Source organism: Gardnerella sp. KA01001, assembly GCF_049244025.1.
Taxonomy (GTDB): Bacteria; Actinomycetota; Actinomycetes; order Actinomycetales; family Bifidobacteriaceae; genus Bifidobacterium; species Bifidobacterium swidsinskii.
Window position 1 is genome coordinate 523,303 of the sequence record NZ_CP058366.1, and the last position, 16,974, is coordinate 540,276.

The 16,974-nt window shown below is 44.1% G+C and carries 13 protein-coding genes and 1 other RNA gene; 13 read left to right on the forward strand and 1 reads right to left on the reverse strand.

Annotated features, from left to right (window positions below; translation table 11 throughout):
* Nucleotides 1-110: 110 nt before the first annotated feature.
* The 9 genes from thiO to HXT59_RS02360 all read left to right on the forward strand — a co-directional run bounded on the left by thiO (nt 111) and on the right by HXT59_RS02360 (nt 8,762).
* Nucleotides 111-1,181, forward strand: coding sequence for a glycine oxidase ThiO (thiO, locus tag HXT59_RS02320; RefSeq protein WP_004104781.1), 1,071 nt, complete (start codon nt 111-113; stop codon nt 1,179-1,181).
* 123 nt (nt 1,182-1,304) lie between these two features.
* Nucleotides 1,305-1,511: a sulfur carrier protein ThiS gene (gene thiS / locus HXT59_RS02325; RefSeq protein WP_004108127.1), complete on the forward strand. Its 207-nt coding sequence runs from the start codon at nt 1,305-1,307 to the stop codon at nt 1,509-1,511.
* A 51-nt stretch (nt 1,512-1,562) separates the two neighbouring features.
* A complete protein-coding gene (locus tag HXT59_RS02330) occupies nt 1,563-2,375 on the forward strand; it encodes a thiazole synthase (protein WP_004104776.1) in 813 nt (270 codons plus the stop codon).
* Nucleotides 2,376-2,410: 35 nt separating this feature from the next.
* A complete protein-coding gene (locus HXT59_RS02335; protein ID WP_033888410.1) occupies nt 2,411-3,142 on the forward strand; it encodes a HesA/MoeB/ThiF family protein in 732 nt (243 codons plus the stop codon).
* Nucleotides 3,143-3,409: 267 nt separating this feature from the next.
* Entirely contained in the window at nt 3,410-5,311 is a 1,902-nt protein-coding gene (gene dnaK, locus HXT59_RS02340; protein ID WP_004108125.1) for a molecular chaperone DnaK, read from the forward strand.
* Entirely contained in the window at nt 5,311-6,009 is a 699-nt protein-coding gene (gene grpE, locus HXT59_RS02345; protein ID WP_004108116.1) for a nucleotide exchange factor GrpE, read from the forward strand. The genes dnaK and grpE overlap by 1 nt, the downstream gene beginning before the upstream one ends.
* 124 nt (nt 6,010-6,133) lie before the next feature.
* Nucleotides 6,134-7,195 (forward strand): DnaJ C-terminal domain-containing protein, encoded by a 1,062-nt coding sequence (locus tag HXT59_RS02350; RefSeq protein WP_116440689.1) that lies wholly within the window; start codon nt 6,134-6,136, stop codon nt 7,193-7,195.
* 87 nt (nt 7,196-7,282) lie between these two features.
* On the forward strand, nt 7,283-7,879 hold the full coding sequence (locus HXT59_RS02355; protein WP_004108108.1) for a heat shock protein transcriptional repressor HspR: 597 nt from the start codon (nt 7,283-7,285) through the stop codon (nt 7,877-7,879).
* A gap of 139 nt (nt 7,880-8,018) precedes the next feature.
* The gene (locus HXT59_RS02360; RefSeq protein WP_004108086.1) at nt 8,019-8,762 is read left to right on the forward strand and encodes an HAD family hydrolase; all 744 of its coding nucleotides are present in this window, start codon (nt 8,019-8,021) and stop codon (nt 8,760-8,762) included.
* A gap of 94 nt (nt 8,763-8,856) precedes the next feature.
* Here the strand turns inward: HXT59_RS02360 and HXT59_RS02365 are convergent, their stop codons facing one another.
* On the reverse strand, nt 8,857-11,181 hold the full coding sequence (locus tag HXT59_RS02365; protein WP_076003095.1) for a transglycosylase domain-containing protein: 2,325 nt from the start codon (nt 11,179-11,181) through the stop codon (nt 8,857-8,859).
* Nucleotides 11,182-11,353: 172 nt separating this feature from the next.
* On the opposite strand from HXT59_RS02365, the gene HXT59_RS02370 reads away from it, so the two are divergent.
* The 4 genes from HXT59_RS02370 (at nt 11,354) to topA (ending at nt 16,974) form a co-directional block, all read left to right on the forward strand.
* Complete coding sequence (locus tag HXT59_RS02370) at nt 11,354-12,496, forward strand: inositol-3-phosphate synthase (protein ID WP_033888408.1); 1,143 nt, start codon at nt 11,354-11,356, stop codon at nt 12,494-12,496.
* 41 nt (nt 12,497-12,537) lie between these two features.
* An RNA gene (gene ffs / locus HXT59_RS02375) (signal recognition particle sRNA small type) lies at nt 12,538-12,634 on the forward strand.
* 45 nt (nt 12,635-12,679) lie between these two features.
* Nucleotides 12,680-13,996, forward strand: coding sequence for a phosphatase PAP2 family protein (locus HXT59_RS02380; RefSeq protein ID WP_076003094.1), 1,317 nt, complete (start codon nt 12,680-12,682; stop codon nt 13,994-13,996).
* A 131-nt stretch (nt 13,997-14,127) separates the two neighbouring features.
* A complete protein-coding gene (gene topA, locus HXT59_RS02385; protein ID WP_033888407.1) occupies nt 14,128-16,974 on the forward strand; it encodes a type I DNA topoisomerase in 2,847 nt (948 codons plus the stop codon).

Genomic DNA, 16,974 nt, shown 5'->3' on the forward strand with positions numbered 1-16,974 from the left:
GTTTTGAAAGTCAAAGCTACGAAACGCGGGAGCTTGTTCTATACAGGCTGAGAGGGCGAAAGCCGACCGTAAACCTGATGCGGGTAATGCCGCCGTAGGGAAGGAGTATTATGCGAAATATTCGTATTATTGGTGCAGGTATTATTGGTTTAGCAACAGCGTGGAGACTTACGGAAGCTGGCGTAAAAGTTAGCATAATTGATCCAGATCCAGTCTCGGGCGCTTCTCACCATGCTGCTGGCATGTTAGCTCCTACCGCAGAAATGCAATATCAGCAAGAAGCGTTGTATCCTCTTATGTTTGAGTCTGCAACTATGTATAAGGAATTGGTTGATTCGGTTGCAAAGTACACCGATAAGCCAACTGGCTACTTAGAGTGCGGCTCTTACGTAATTGGCGGTGACGCTGCAGATAACGAGCACGTAAACGAGTTGCTAAACTTGCAGCATCGTTACGGCCGTAGAGCTGAGCATATTTCTGTGAGTAAGCTTCGTGAGATTGAGCCTGCTCTTTCGCCAACTATTGCTGGCGCTGTAAGCGTGCCGGACGACCATCAAATCAACCCTCGTCTTTTCACTGCAGCAATGATTGATGCACTCGAAAAGCGCGGTGTTGTTATTGAGCGTCGCGCAAGCACTCCAGACGATTTGGGTCCAGACACAGTTTTGGCATCCGGCTTGGGTGCTAAGGATATGCTTCCTCAGCTTAAGCTTCGCGCTGTGTGGGGCGATATGATTCGTATGACTATTCCAGAGCCTTTGCGCCCAATTTTGAGCTCTGTGGTTCGTGGATTTGTGCATGATCGTCCAGTTTATTTGGTTCCTCGCGCTAAGGAAACAGGCGAGCTTGTGCTTGGCGCTACTTCTCGCGAAGATGACCGCGATATTCCAAAGGTTGGTGGCGTACTCGACTTACTTCGCGATGCTGCAAGCGTGCTTCCTGGCATTCAGGAATGCTCGATTACTGAGGTTACCGCTGGCGGTCGCCCTGGAACTCCGGACGATTTGCCATTCATTGGTATTGATCCTAAGACGCATACCACGATTTCCACTGGTTACTTCCGTCACGGCATTTTGCTCACCGCTTTGGGTTCTTCTTTGACTACAAAGCTTGTGCTTGAGCAAGAATTGACCGAGAAGGAAAAGGGCTTCTTGGAAAGCTGCAATCCTGCTCGCTTTTAATCGCTAATTCCAGTGAATTCGTTATATTCCGCTGCGAATTGTGTGAAGCGTTCAAATATAGACGTAAGTGTGATGCAGAAAGTACTTTTAGTAATTCAGCTTTTAGTTAGTAAAGGTTAGATTATGCAAATCGTAGTCAATGGTGAAATTGTTGAAGCGCAAGACGGATTAACTGTTGCTCAGCTTATTGCGCAACGTTATGGTTCGGATGCAGGACTTGGTATAGCGGTCGCAATTGGCGACGATGTGCTTTCTCGCGCACAATGGGAATCAGCCGTCATATGTGATGGTAATCAAATCGAGATTCTTAGCGCAGTTCAAGGCGGCTGATTTCAAATAATTTGAGTATAGTTTCAAAAAAATTTAAATAAAAGGCTTAAAATGACAGAAAATAATACAGAAGAAAGTGCCGATACTTGGCAGCTTTGCGGTAAGACTTTACATTCAAGGCTTTTGCTTGGCACTGGCGGCATGACGAGCATTGACATTATGGAAAAGTCACTTGTAGCTTCAGGTGCGGAAGTGGCCACGGTTGCAATGCGCCGTCACGCAAAAACAGGCGTGGATATTTACGGCATGTTGCAGCGTCACAATATTAACGTTTTGCCAAATACTGCTGGTTGCAAAACTGCGCATGACGCTGTGCTTACAGCAAAAATGGCTCGTGAATCGCTTGGAACTGATTGGATTAAGCTCGAAGTGATTGCAGACGACGATACTTTACTTCCAGATACTCGTGAAGTATTACTTGCTGCAGAAAAGCTTATTGAAGAAGGCTTTAGCGTTCTTTGCTACACGAATGACGACCCGATTGTGGCTCGTCGCTTGGTTTCGCTTGGTGTGAAGGCTGTTATGCCTGGTGGTGCTCCAATTGGAACTGGTCTTGGTATTTTGAATCCTCGAAATATTGAGCTGATTGTCCAAGAATGCAAGGAAGCTGGCGTTCCTGTGATTTTGGATGCCGGCGTTGGCACTGCTTCCGATGTTGTTAAAGCTTTCGAAATTGGCTGCTCTGGTGTGCTTCTTGCAAGCGCTGTAACTCGCTGTCCAGACCCAGTGAAGATGGGTCGTGCAATGGCTGCTGCTGTAACTGCTGGAAAGCTTGCTCACGATGCTGGCCGTATTCCTAAGCGTGAACATGCGCTCGCTTCTTCGCCTGTTGAAGGTCGCGCTTGGGCTGATTCTGTACTGTAAATTTTGTACTGTAATTTTTCGGCATATTATTCAACATGACGATTAATAAAATTTACGACAACCTGCAGGAGCTTGAGGTGGAACGCACTAGCCGCCACTTGCTCCTGCCGGGCTTTACGCATGAACATCAGCAGTTACTTCGCGATGCGAAAATCTGCATGGTCGGAGCAGGTGGACTTGGTTCGCCATGCTTGCTTTCGCTTGCTGCAGCAGGAGTTGGCGAAATTACGATTTGTGATGACGATGTTGTTGAGCTTTCTAATTTGCAAAGGCAGACTTTATATACTGTCGATCAGTGTGGCAAATCTAAAGCGCAACTTGCGGCTAAGCGTCTGCAAGCGTTATCTCCGGGTTTAAAAATCAACCTTGTAGATAGATTTAATGAAGACAACGCAAAGCAACTTGTAGAAAGTCACGACTTAATAATTGATGGTTGCGATAATTTTGCTACTCGCTTTTTGATTGCGGATGCTGCTTGGAGTGCTGGTACGCCAGAAGTTTACGGATCGGTGCTTTATTATGAAGGTCAAGTAAGCGTTTTTATGCCTGGGGAGGGACCAGGATTGCGCGACTTGTACCCTTGTCCTCCGCCTAAAGAAAAAGTGCCAAAATCGGCAGTATTGGGCGCGACTGCAGCTATTGTTGGCGCAATGATGGCAACTGAAGCAATCAAACTCATAACCGGTATTGGCACGCCGCTTATTGGTGTTTTGGCGCGCTACAATGCTCTGGATAATTCTTTGCGTCGTTTTAAGTTCAGCGCGTGAATGCTACTGAATTTTGCAGAATTTCCCCTTAATTTTGCTTAAATTGCAAAACTTGAGTCTAGTTGTATAAAGTTTTTTGTAATTTTTGGGAATAAAAGTTGACTTTTACAAGTTGAGTGTAGTAGACTCAAGTTTTGGAAAGTAAAAAAGCTGGTGATTTACCTAGTTTCCAATAAGGAATCTAAATAAAGCTCAGCTCACGTAACTGCAAAACTTGAAGGAAAGCGTAATTGCACAAAAGGTGCAATACCTAGTTAAGGAGAAATTATGGGACGCGCAGTAGGTATTGATTTGGGAACAACCAACTCTTGCATTGCTACTCTTGAAGGTGGCAGCCCAACCGTTATTGTGAACGCTGAAGGCGCACGTACCACGCCATCTGTTGTGGCATTCAGCAAATCCGGCGAAATCTTGGTTGGTGAAGTTGCTAAGCGTCAGGCTGTAACAAACGTTGATCGCACGATTAGCTCAGTAAAGCGTCATATGGGCACTGATTGGACTGTTGATATCGACGGCAAGAAGTGGACTCCACAAGAGATTTCTGCACAGGTTTTAATGAAGTTGAAGCGCGATGCTGAAGCTTACTTGGGCGAGCCGGTAACCGATGCCGTTATTACATGCCCAGCTTACTTCAACGATGCTCAGCGTCAGGCAACTAAGGATGCAGGTAAGATTGCAGGCTTGAACGTGCTTCGTATTATTAACGAACCAACTGCTGCAGCTTTGGCTTACGGCCTCGAAAAGGGCAAGGAAGACGAGCGCATTTTGGTATTCGACTTGGGTGGCGGTACTTTCGATGTGTCCTTGCTTGAAATTGGTAAGGATGATGACGGATTCTCCACAATTCAGGTGCAAGCAACTAATGGCGATAACCACTTGGGTGGCGACGACTGGGATCAGAAGATTATCGACTGGCTTGTTGACGAAGTTAAGAACAAGTATGGCGTTGATTTGAGCAAGGATAAGATTGCTTTGCAGCGCTTGAAGGAAGCTGCTGAGCAGGCAAAGAAGGAGCTTAGCTCTTCTACTTCCACCTCAATTTCTATGCAGTACTTGGCAATGACTCCTGACGGCACTCCAGTGCATTTGGATGAGACTTTGACTCGTGCTCACTTTGAGGAAATGACTTCCGACTTGCTCGGCCGCTGCCGTACGCCATTTAACAACGTTCTTTCTGACGCTGGAATTTCAGTAAGCCAGATTGATCACGTGGTTCTTGTTGGTGGCTCTACTCGTATGCCAGCTGTGAAGGATTTGGTGAAGGAACTTACTGGCGGTAAGGAAGCTAACCAGTCCGTGAACCCAGATGAAGTCGTGGCCGTTGGTGCAGCCGTGCAGTCGGGCGTTATTAAGGGAGACCGCAAAGACGTTCTGCTTATTGATGTAACTCCACTTTCCTTGGGTATTGAAACCAAGGGTGGAATTATGACAAAGCTTATTGACCGCAACACTGCAATTCCGACGAAGCGCTCGGAAGTATTCTCCACTGCTGAAGACAATCAGCCATCCGTGTTGATTCAGGTTTACCAGGGTGAGCGTGAGTTTGCTCGCGATAACAAGCCTCTTGGCACTTTTGAGTTGACTGGTATTGCTCCAGCTCCTCGTGGCGTTCCTCAGATTGAAGTCACTTTCGATATTGACGCTAACGGCATTGTGCATGTTTCCGCTAAGGATAAGGGCACTGGTAAGGAACAGTCTATGACTATTACTGGTGGTTCCGGTTTGCCAAAGGACGAAATTGACCGCATGGTGAAGGAAGCTGAAGCTCACGAAGCTGAAGATAAGAAGCGTAAGGAAGAAGCTGAAGTTCGCAACCAAGCAGAAGCCTTTGCTTACCAGACTGAAAAGCTTGTGAACGACAATAAAGACAAGCTTTCCGACGAAATCTCCAAGGAAGTTACCGAAAAGGTTAATGCTTTGAAGGAAGCTTTGAAGGGTGACGACGTTGAGAAGATTAAGTCTGCTCAAAGCGAATTAATGACTTCTGCTCAGAAGATTGGTCAGCAGCTTTACGCTCAGCAAGGTGCCGCTGGTGCTCAAGGTGCTGCTGGCGCCGAGGCTGGTACTCAGTCTGCTGCTGGCGCTCAGGCTGGCTCTGCAGCTAAGGATGATGATGTAGTTGACGCCGAAGTGGTGGACGACGACAAGGGCGATAAGGACAACAAGTAATGTCCGACTTTAACGCCAACGAATATTTGCAAGATATGGAAGATGCTGACTCGCTGGATGTAAAAGCTACAGGTGATTCTGCGAAATCGTCTGCGCAATCTTCATCGAAAGCTGCTGAAGATGCAAATCCTGCAGAAACGAAAGCTGATGCACAAGCTGATGCTAACGTTTCTGCGGATTCCGCAAATTCTGAGGATACAGCGAATTCCACTGAATCCTCAGAATCGAAAGACAGCCAAGACGCGGATAGCGGCAGTTTAACTCCCTTAGGTAAAGCTAAGAAAGAAGCTGCAGAGTACTTGGAAGCGTTACAGCGAGAGCGTGCTGAGTTTATAAACTTCAGAAATCGTTCTGCCAAAGAGCAGGATCGTTTCAGACAGCATGGAATTATTGACGTGCTGACAGCATTGCTTCCGGCATTGGATGACATTGACCGCATTCGCGAGCATAGCGAAATGGATGATTCATTCAAGGCTGTTGCAACTAAGATAGATAAAGCTTTTGAAAAGTTTGGTGTGGAAAAGTTTGGTGAGAAGGGCGAAGATTTTGACCCGACCAAGCATGATGCAATTTTGCACAGGCCAGATCCAGACGCTACAAAAGAAACTGTTGATGCTGTAGTTGAAGCAGGATATCGAATAGGAGATCGCGTTATTCGCGCCGCTCGTGTGGTCGTCTCTTCGCCAAGTAATGACTAACGAAACTCTTAGTCGTGACTTTATTGCATAACTTGCTCGTGCTGACTCATAAGAGTTGGCACGAGCAGACTATATTTGGTCAAAAGCGAAATAGCCAATGTGCTTGTGAAGAAAGGAGGCACAAATGGCTGAAAATGAATGGTTAGCTAAGGATTTTTATAAGGTTCTCGGTGTCTCCAAAGACGCAGATGAGGCAACGATTACCAAAGCGTATCGCAAACTTGCTCGTAAATATCACCCTGATTTAAACAAAACAAAAGAAGCTGAAGAAAAATTTAAGGATGTTTCTGAAGCTTATGACGTACTAAAAGATAGTCAAACTCGTCAACGTTATGATGCTATCCGCCAATTTGGTGCTGGTGGTGCTCGTTTCGCTGGAGGAGCAGGTGGTGCTGGTGGTTTCGATGCGTCGAGCTTCTCGGACATTTTCTCTATGTTCAACGGCGGCTATGGCATGGGCAGCATGGGTGGCATGGGTGGAAACGGTTCGCGCATTCGCTTTACATCCAACGGTGCTGGACCAAATATGAGCGACATTTTCTCCATGTTTGGTGGAGGTCAGCGCTCTCAAAATTCAGCAGGATTCCAAGGTATGAGTGGCTTTGGTGGTGAGAGGTATTCTCAACCGCAGGAAGCTGATGTGCCTGAAGTTGGCGAAGATATAACAACCGATATAAAGCTCACATTTAAGCAAGCTTTTAAAGGCGCTACAGTATCGTTGCGTGCGGCTGGTGAAACTTTTAAAACGCATATTCCAGCTGGTGTAAAAACCGGACAGAAAATTCGTTTGAAAGGAAAAGGCAAGCCAGGCAAGTTCGGTGGTGCTGCAGGTGACTTGTACTTGCATGTTCAAGTAGAAGCATCAGATAAATTTACTTTGCGAGGCGACGATTTGATTTCTACATTGCCGCTAACGTTAAGTGAAGCAGTGCATGGTGCAAAAGTTAGTATAAACGACCTAGACGGCAACCCTGTTACTTTCAAAGTTCCAGCTTGTGTTTCAAGCGGCGATGAAGTTCGTATAGAAGGTGCTGGAGTGCCGGGGAAAAATGGCGATTTTGTTGGCGTTGTGCAGATTCGTTTGCCAAAGCGTTCGAGCATGTCTCTTAGACGCGTTGCAAAAGAATTTGATAAAACTGCTGGCGAAACTTATGCTGAAGAAATTAAAAAATTAAGACAAAACTAAGTTAACGATAATTTAGTAGGTTAAACACTGTTGAATTGCTTGTAACAGTGCTTTAAACATACTAAAAAAGGCAAAGGAAGGCGTGCTATGACACCAATAACGCGTGAAACTAAAGCACTGTATGAAATGTGTGCAGTTGCTTTAGTGCGTGGTACTGCAACGCTTGACGGGGCAGATGAAGTAGGATTCGTTCTTGATTTGCCAATATTTACCGTAAGCCATGTGGCACGCCTAACCAATACGCACCCGCAAACTTTACGACAGTATGATCGGCTTCATTTAATAATGCCGCATAGAACTGAAGGTGGCGCTCGCCGTTATTCTTTGCGAGATATAGACAGGATTGTGCAAACTCAGCATTTAAGCCAAAATGAAGGCATTAATCTTGCTGGCATCATGCAAATACTTGATTTGCAAGAAGAAAATCGACAGCTGAAAAGACAAGTAAGGCATTTGCTTGATTCTGCAGAGTCTTCAGAGCGCAATATTTTTGCTGCAAATGCAGATGGTGACATTGTGGAAATGCAGCGTTCTCGCAATGCGCGTCGCTGGAGGCGGGATATTCTTGCAGAGAGACGAGCGTTACCTTCGTCGTATTCTTCAGAAAGCTATAACAGTAATTATAAAAATCGAAAGTCTTTGGATGAAAAATCTGTGGTGTTGTGGAGAGCGTGGAGCATATAGTAACGTAGGCATGGCTACTTATTGTGCTTAAGTGAGAAATTAGCGAGAAGAATTAATAGTGCGAAAAGTAATACAAAATTAGTGCGAAATAATGCGCTACAAAAGCTAAAGCAAATATATGCAATATAAAGGATTGTGAATGGCTGAACAGACGACGAATGTGTGTGTAAGTACTCTTAACTCTAGTGAAGAAAAACATGTGTTGCGTGCAGTTTTTTGGGACATGGATGGCACTCTTATAGATTCCGAGCCGTATTGGCATGAGTCGGAATTTTATTTAGTAAAAAAATACGGTGGTTACTGGGATGAAGATTTAGCTTGGGAATGTTCCGGCGGATCCCTTGAAACTGTTGCCAATAAAATGATTCCAAGCGGTACAAAACTTACTGTAGAAGAAATCGGCAAAGGTATGGTTGATTACGTTGCTGCTCGTGAAGCTGAATCCGTGCCATGGGTTCCAGGAGTTTTAGACGTACTTAAAAGCCTTACGGATGCTGGCATTCCTTCAATTTTGGTGAGTAATTCGCCGCGTTGTTTGGTTGAAAATATTGTGAATCACGCTCCAGAAGGCGCTTTCGCTGGGTATGTGTGTGGAGATGATGGATTTAAACCGAAGCCTAGTGCTGAGCCATATCTTGCTGCAGGAAAAATGGTTGGCATTGAGGGTACGGACGAGGAAGTTGCAAAGCAGATGGCTAATTGCATTGCCATAGAAGATTCTCTATCTGGTCTTACTGCCGCAATTAATTCCGGAGCAACTGTAATTGCACAAACAGGTTTTTCGCGCGCAAACATATCTGAAAGCAAGCATCACGCAGAACTTAACGGTTATGAAAATGTGACTGCTAAAATGCTTGAGAACATTGTTTTGAGTCGAAACTAATTAACAAACAAGCAAAACTAATTAATAAACTATTTAGTTATTTATTTAGATAGCTATTCGCATATCTGTTTGTAAATTAGTTACAGTTGATTTACTAGTTTCCTCCAGTTGTGTCATAGTTATTGTCATAACCATGACCGCCAGAATTATTATCGTAACTGCCAACGCCGCCCGATGATGAATCGTCACGACCATACAGCTGGCTATCAAGGTCTAAATCGTTGTCGTTGTCCTTGTCTTTATCTTTGTCCTTGTTTTTATCCTTATCTTCATTCTCAGTTTTTGCGTGCGTGAATGTGTGTTGTTCGCCTAATCCCCATTTTCCATCAGGTCCGCCAATTTTGCCTGTGTCTTTTGCTTCAGGGAATTTAGTATTCGGGGTTCCTATTACCGCTTGACGCATGTATCTTGTAAACAAGTGTACAGGGTAGTCGCTTCCGCCAAGATATCCGTGGAACGGTTTAATTACTTGTGGGCTACCTTTTGCGTCTGGATTCCATATGGCAAATGCGGTAACAATATTTGGCGTAAATCCTACAAAGCTACCAGCAGTTTCATCGTTTGCTGTTCCAGACTTTCCTGCAATTTCTCTACCTACAGCGCGAGCTTCAGTTGCTGTACCATGTTGCACTACGCCAATCATTGCTTTTGTAGCTAGAGCGGCATCGGCTGGTGAGAATACTTGCTTTCCAGCTGTTGGTGCACGGTAGAACTCTTTACCGTCAGGATTTTTTACGCTGGCAACAATATGCAAATCTGGGCGTCTTCCTTGGTTTGCAAATGTTGCATATGCGCGCGCAATTTCGCTTACATGTACAGAATCGTTTCCGAGCACAGTAAACGGATTCTTACCATTGACTCGTTCAGGATTTAAGCCTGCCATAACTGCGGTATGAGCAACTTTTTTAGCGCCAAGTTTACTTTGCAAATCCATATACACTGTGTTCACAGAATTTGCAGTTGCATTGTATAAGTTAATGGTGCCATAGCTCATGTTTGCAAAGTTTCCAACAGGTTTATCGATCCCATCAAACTTGCGTGGAGAATTGCCATTGAACATCGTATCCAAGCTAGTGCCAGCCTGAATTGCTCCCATAAGTGCAAAAGGCTTCATAGTAGAGCCTGGCTCATAAAGTGCCTGTGTGGCGTTATTAAGCTGTTTCTTTAGATAATCGTCTCCTGCGTAAACGGAAATGATTGAACCATCTTTTGCATTTATTGAAATTCCGCCAACTTGCAGTCCTTCTGGCACAATTCCTCGTCCATCTTGAGAAGGACTTGCAACTTTGAACATTAAATCTTGCTTAGCTTTATCGATAGTAGTAATAATGCGATATCCACCACTGTCGAGATCTTCCTGTGTAAAAGCGCCATTCCTAGTTAACTCATCGCGAACCATATGCAATAAGTAACCTTGTTGACCTGCGTAAATGTTTTGAGTCGTCTGAGTAATAGTTTTAGGCATTTTTGCTTGCGCTGCCTGAGAGGCTGTAATGTAGCCATCTTCTTTCATAATGCGTAACACGCGCTTAAAACGAATGCCTGCTTCTTTTGGACCAATTGCAGGATCCCAGCTACTTGGTGCTGGAATAATACCTGCTAAAAGTGCAGCTTGCGAAAGTGACAAATCTTTTGCTTCTATGCCGAAATATGCTTTGGCTGCAGCTTGAATTCCGTATGCTCCTCTACCCAAGTAAATAGTATTCATATAATTGCAAAGTACTGTATTTTTATCTTGAGTTTGCGCAATTTTCAAAGCTAAAATAGCTTCTTTTAGTTTTCCAAAATAAGTTTTTGTTTCACCGAGATAATATCTTTCCGCATATTGTTGCGTAATAGTTGAGCCGCCCCAACGCCCGTGCTTTGTGATGTTATGAAGTAGTGCGCGTCCAATTCCTTTAAAATCTATTCCGCCATCGTGGTAGAAGGAACGATTTTCTGAAGCAACTATTGCTTTACCAACATATTTAGGTAGTACTGAACAATTGATAATTTCGCGATTTTGCTCAGCGAACGAACCTAATTCAGTTTTGCCATCTGAATAATACACTTTCGTCTTATCTGCCATAGCAACTTTGTCTGGTGCCGGTATGTCTGTAGTTGCATACAGATAAGCAAAAACAATTGTGCCTAGCAAAATTGGCACAAAAATAACGATAAGCGCCCAAAAAATAATAGGATGTCTGCCTCGCCAAGTTCTACGACGCCTTCTGCGTGTTGCTGCGCGAGAACGTTCGAATCTTGAATTACGGCTGCTTTTGTTTGATTCAAAAGAATACGAATTTGGACGATATGATTCTTGTCCGCGTGGTGGGACAGATGAAGGCATATTCGTATTTTTTTGTGATTGTGACGATATGCTTCGAGTAGCTTTCTCATGCGAAGTAAACGCTCGTCTTCCATCTTTACGTGCAACCATACATTCCACCGTAGCGTCCGGTGTTGAATTTTTCTACAAAACAGCATGTTTTTGTTTAGAAAAGATTAAAAATATTGAATATTAGTACATATTTGTTAAAGCAATAGTATTATGAAATGTGTATGGTGCGGCATAATGTAATGTCGCTTATTTTGCAGGGCAAGGAGTCTATATGAGCATCCGCGTTGCCATTGCCGGTGTCGGCAATTGTGCTTCGTCGCTGGTTCAGGGCGTTGAATATTACAAAAACGCTGATGACGGTGAGAAAATTCCAGGGTTGATGCACGCTGTATTTGGTCAGTATCGTGTGCGCGATATTGAGTTTGTTACGGCGTTTGATGTTGATTCTCTAAAGGTTGGGCATGATTTAAGTGAAGCAATTGGCGCTTCACAAAATAACACAATTCGTTTTGCTGATGTACCAAATTTGGGTGTAGAAGTATTGCGTGGTCCAACTTATGACGGCTTAGGTGATTATTACCGTGAAATGATCGATGAGTCCGAAGCTGAACCTGTTGACGTTGCTCAAGTTTTGCGAGATAAGCATGTGGATGTGCTTGTTTCTTATCTTCCAGTAGGATCTGAGCAAGCCGATAAAGCTTATGCAACTGCTGCAATGGAAGCTGGATGCGCATTTGTAAACTGTCTGCCAGTCTTCATTGCTTCTGATCCTGAGTGGGCGCAAAAATTCCGTGATGCTGGAGTTCCTATTATTGGCGATGACATTAAAAGTCAGGTAGGTGCAACTATTACTCACCGCGTTATGGCTCGACTTTTTGAGGATCGCGGTGTGCGCTTGGATCGCACGTATCAGCTGAATGTTGGTGGAAACATGGACTTTATGAACATGCTTCAGCGTTCAAGACTTGAGTCCAAAAAGATTTCTAAGACTCGTGCAGTAACTTCAATCGTGCCTCATGAAATGGATGAGCATAATGTTCATATTGGGCCTTCTGACTACGTAGCTTGGTTGGATGATCGCAAGTTTGCTTTCGTGCGTTTGGAAGGTACTACTTTTGGTGATGTTCCTTTGAATTTGGAGTACAAGCTTGAGGTTTGGGATTCTCCAAATTCTGCCGGAATTGTTATCGATGCTGTTCGAGCCGCAAAAATTGCTTTGGATCGCAAGCTTTCTGGTCCGGTTTTGGCTCCAAGTTCATATTTTATGAAGTCTCCTGCAGTTCAGCATGAAGATAGTGAAGCTCGTCAATTAGTTGAACGCTATATTGCTGGTGATGTTGAAGCTAACGAGTCTCAGCTTGATGAAGATACTGAATTTGCAAAAGAGCACGGCAAGAGCGTGTGGCGCGCATAATTTATTACTACTCGACATGTAGCGAAAATCGTGTAATATAGATAGAGCCTCCGTGTGGCACTAAGTCACCCAATCCCCCCAGGGCAGAAATGCAGCAAGGGTAAGTGGCCTCTGGTGGGTGCGCGGAGGTTTTATTATGCGTAAAACTAGCGCGGTCGTAAATACTGTCGTAAAGTCTAAAGTATGAGTGAAGAATTTGCAGGAATTCAATCCAATAGCATTGACAATCAGCATGATGATTCTGCTGAGAAAAATGATGCGCTGCCGGTAGGTGGAACTTCGCAAGATGTTAATCGCAACAGTGAAGGTGGTGACTATTCGCATCCTTTGGATTCGATTAATACTATTACGCCATTTTCTCCAATCTCATCTGAAGATAATGACGAAAAAATATCGCCTTTATTTCCAGAAAATAATGAAGAAAAATCTTCTAAACAGTCTGTAAAACAGTTTGTGAAACAAACTAAGCGTCAATCTGATTTGTCTGATTTGTCTGGCTCGTCCGATTTGTCGTATTCGACTAATCAGTTATCTTCTAAAGATTCTCTATCAGATGCAGATGATATTGATCAGCTTGGTCAGCTTGTAAAGCGTCCTAGAATATCTACCATATTGTGGTGTGTTGCTATTGCAATTGTTTTCTTGGCTTCTGCTGCGTTCATATGGTTTATTAGTGTGCAAACAGTACTTGGTCAAAGCTATGAAGAAATGGTAATTGATGGATTTGGTTCTCATGGTACGCCATCTTGGCTTGCATTTTGTTTGCGACCTATAAGCGTTTCTATGGTTGTTATAGTTACTAGCATAATAATTGCTCTTGTTTCACTCATAGTAGTTTGTATTCGTAAACGTTGGTGGCTTCTTGGTCAATGTGCTGGAATTATTATTCTTTCGGCTGCTGCTGAACCATTGAAAAAAATTCTTCCGCGCCCAATGCTTATAAGTATTGAATATTTGTCTGCAAATTCAGCACCTTCAGGTCATACCTTACTTATTACTGCATCATGTGCGTTGCTTATTTGCGCAGTTTCGCGTGTTTGGCGCGCATGGGCAGCGGTAGCTGCAGCTTTTATAAGCGTTCTTGTGGAACTTTCGTTGGTTGCAGCGCATTGGCATAGAGTTTCTGACGTTCTTATGTCATTACTTATCGTTGGTGCTGTAACGCTTATTATGCTCGCATGCACTCGCAGTAGTGGAATGGATATGCCAGCTTATCGACGTTCCTCAATTAGCGTTCAAATTGTAGGAAGCTCTATGATTACGATTGGTGTGTTGGCGTGTTTGTATGCACTTTATTTAATATGGCAAATTCTTCCTGGTGTTGATATTTTTGCTCAATGGGCTGCAAGCGTATCTTATGTAGCAACTTATTGGCTGATTATAGGCGTGTCTTTGCTTGTTTTTGGCGTAATTATGGTAATGCGTCACTCTACAGCTTCGCCGTTGAGTAGGCTTGGATTAGTAGGCGCTCCGCCGACGCCGCCATCTGCTTCTAAGTAATATTGTCTACTCTATCTGCTTTTATCCACCGAGGTGGAATGTAATAGACGTATAACTTAAGTTGCGATACAGTTAGCGTGAAACATATAGTTCGGAATTATATGTTCGATTGTGTTAGGAAAGGAGCGAATATGGCAGCACAGAATAAGCTAGTCATTGTGGAGTCTCCCACGAAAGCGCGAAAAATTGGCGGGTATTTAGGAAATGGCTACACCGTCATGGCTTCAGTTGGGCATATTCGCGATCTCGCTCAGCCAAGCCAAGTTCCAGCCTCACGCAAAGCAGCGTTTGGCAAGTTTGGTGTAGATGTCGATCATGGTTTTGCGCCATATTACGTAGTTGGCTCAGATAAAAAGAAAACTGTTTCCGATTTAAAGTCTGCGCTCGCAAAAGCTGACGAATTATATCTGGCAACTGATGAGGATCGCGAAGGTGAAGCTATTGCGTGGCACTTGGTAGAAGCGTTGAAGCCAACTGTGCCAGTAAAGCGTATGGTGTTTCATGAGATTACTAAGGATGCAATTCAAGCCTCGCTTAGTAATACTCGAAATGTTGACGACAATATGGTTGATGCGCAAGAAACTCGTCGTGTGTTAGACCGTTTGTATGGATATGAGCTTTCTCCTGTTTTGTGGAGGAAAGTTGGTCCTGGTCTTTCTGCTGGACGCGTGCAGTCTGTTGCTACTAGGTTGATTGTTGAGCGCGAACGCGAGCGTATGGCGTTTACTAAGGCGTCTTACTGGGATATTAGCGCGGTTTTAAGTTCTAAAGGCTCAGATGGCGAAAATGTTGATTTTGAAGCGCGCATGAGCGAGCTTTCTGGTCGTCGTTTGGCTGGTTCTAAAGATTTCAATTCAAAAGGTGAGTTGGTCTCTACAAAAGATGAATCACAAAAAGCTTTGCATGTTGATGCTGATTTTGCATCTAAGCTTTCTAAAGCTCTTGAGAATTCAGATTTTGTAGTTGACTCTATGGAAACGAAGCCGTATCGTCGTCGTCCTTTGCCACCTTTTACTACATCAACTTTGCAGCAAACTGCTGGAAACCGACTTTCAATGAGCTCTCGCCAAACTATGCGAGCTGCACAATCTCTATACGAAAACGGCTATATCACTTACATGCGTACGGATTCCGTAACGCTTTCCAAAGAAGCTATCGAAGCTGCGCGTAGTGCTGCTCGTGCAGCATTTGGCGACGAATATGTTTCGCAATCTCCTAAGCAGTACGCAACTACGTCTGCAGGAGCGCAGGAAGCTCATGAATGTATTCGCCCTGCTGGAGCGCGTTTCTTAAGCCCGGACGAGCTTGCAGATAAATTACCTGCGGATCAGCTAAAATTGTATACGCTTATTTGGCAACGAACCCTTGCGTCACAAATGGCTGATGCTACAGGTTTTACAGCAACTGTTAAGTTAAATGCTTCTGCTGGAGAATATGGAGAAGCTTTGTTCCAAGCTTCTGGAACAGTAATTACTTTTGCTGGTTTTATGAAGGTTTTTGGCAATGCTCATGCAACTGAAGGTGAAAGCGATAAGGCACTTCCTCAAATGCAAGCTGGGGATGTTCTTGAAGCTAAAAGTGTTAGTGCGGATTCTCACGAAACTCAGTCTCCTGCAAGATATACTGAAGCTTCTTTAGTTAAAACTTTGGAAGCTAAGGAAATAGGACGCCCTTCTACTTACGCAACGATTATTTCTACAATTATTGATCGCGGATACGTGTATGAGCGTGGACGTGCGTTAATTCCTTCTTGGCTTGCTTTTGCTGTAATTAAACTTTTGGAAGCGAATTTCCCAAAGTATGTTGATTACGCGTTTACTGCTGATATGGAAAATGGTTTGGACAGAATTGCGCATGGTGAAGAAACCGGTCGCGATTGGCTAACTAGATTCTATTTCGGTTCCGGTGAGGGTGCTGCTAATTCTGCTGATGAAGCTCATATTGGTTTGCAACAGCAGGTTGCAGAGCTTGGTGAAATTGATGCGCGTGAAATAAATACCATAGACATTGGCGATGGTTTGCATGTGCGTATTGGACGCTATGGTCCGTACTTGGAAGACATTAAGAATCTTGATGCTGAAGGCAACCCTCGTCATGCTTCTTTGCCAGAAACTTTAGCTCCAGATGAGTTAACTGTTGATGCTGCTCGAGAATTGCTTGAGAATAATGCTGAAGGTCCACGTGTGCTTGGAGTAGATCCAGAAACGGGTGGGAACGTAGAAGTGCGCAATGGTCGTTTTGGTCCGTACGTGGCACTGGTAGAAGAGCAGGATAACGCGGAAGATTCTAAGTCTTCTAAGGCTTCTAAAGCTCGTCCAAAAATGGCTTCTTTGTTTAAAACCATGGATCCAGCGACTTTGACTTTGCAAGAAGCGTTGCAACTCTTGAATTTGCCACGTTTGGTTGGTGAGTATGAAGAAGTTGATGCCGAAGGCGTTGTAAAACTAGCTCGTATCGAAGCAAATAATGGTCGTTACGGTCCATATTTAACTAAAACATATTCTGCTGTAGATACTTCTGCTGGAGAAACTGTGGAATCTAAGCCGGATACGCGATCCCTTTCTAGTGAAGATGCTATTTTTACTGTTACTTTGCAAGAAGCGAAAGATTTATTTGCGCAACCAAAGTACGTTAAGCGTACTCGTGGTGCCGCCAAGCCGCCTCTTCGTGAGCTTGGCGCAGATCCTGAAACTGGAAAGCCAGTAGTGATTAAGGATGGTTTCTACGGAGCTTATATTACTGATGGTGAAACGAATCGCACTTTGCCAAAGCAGTATACGCCTGAATCGATTGATCCGCAGGATGCGTTTGCACTTTTGGCGCAAAAGCGCGCCGCAGGTCCCGTAAAACGCAAAAAGCGCGCGACTAAGAGCACTGCAAAATCTTCTGAAAAGAAGTCTACTGCGAAAAAATCTATCGCAAAGAAAACTTCTACAAAGAAGACTACTTCAAAGAAATCTACCGCTAAAAAAGCATAG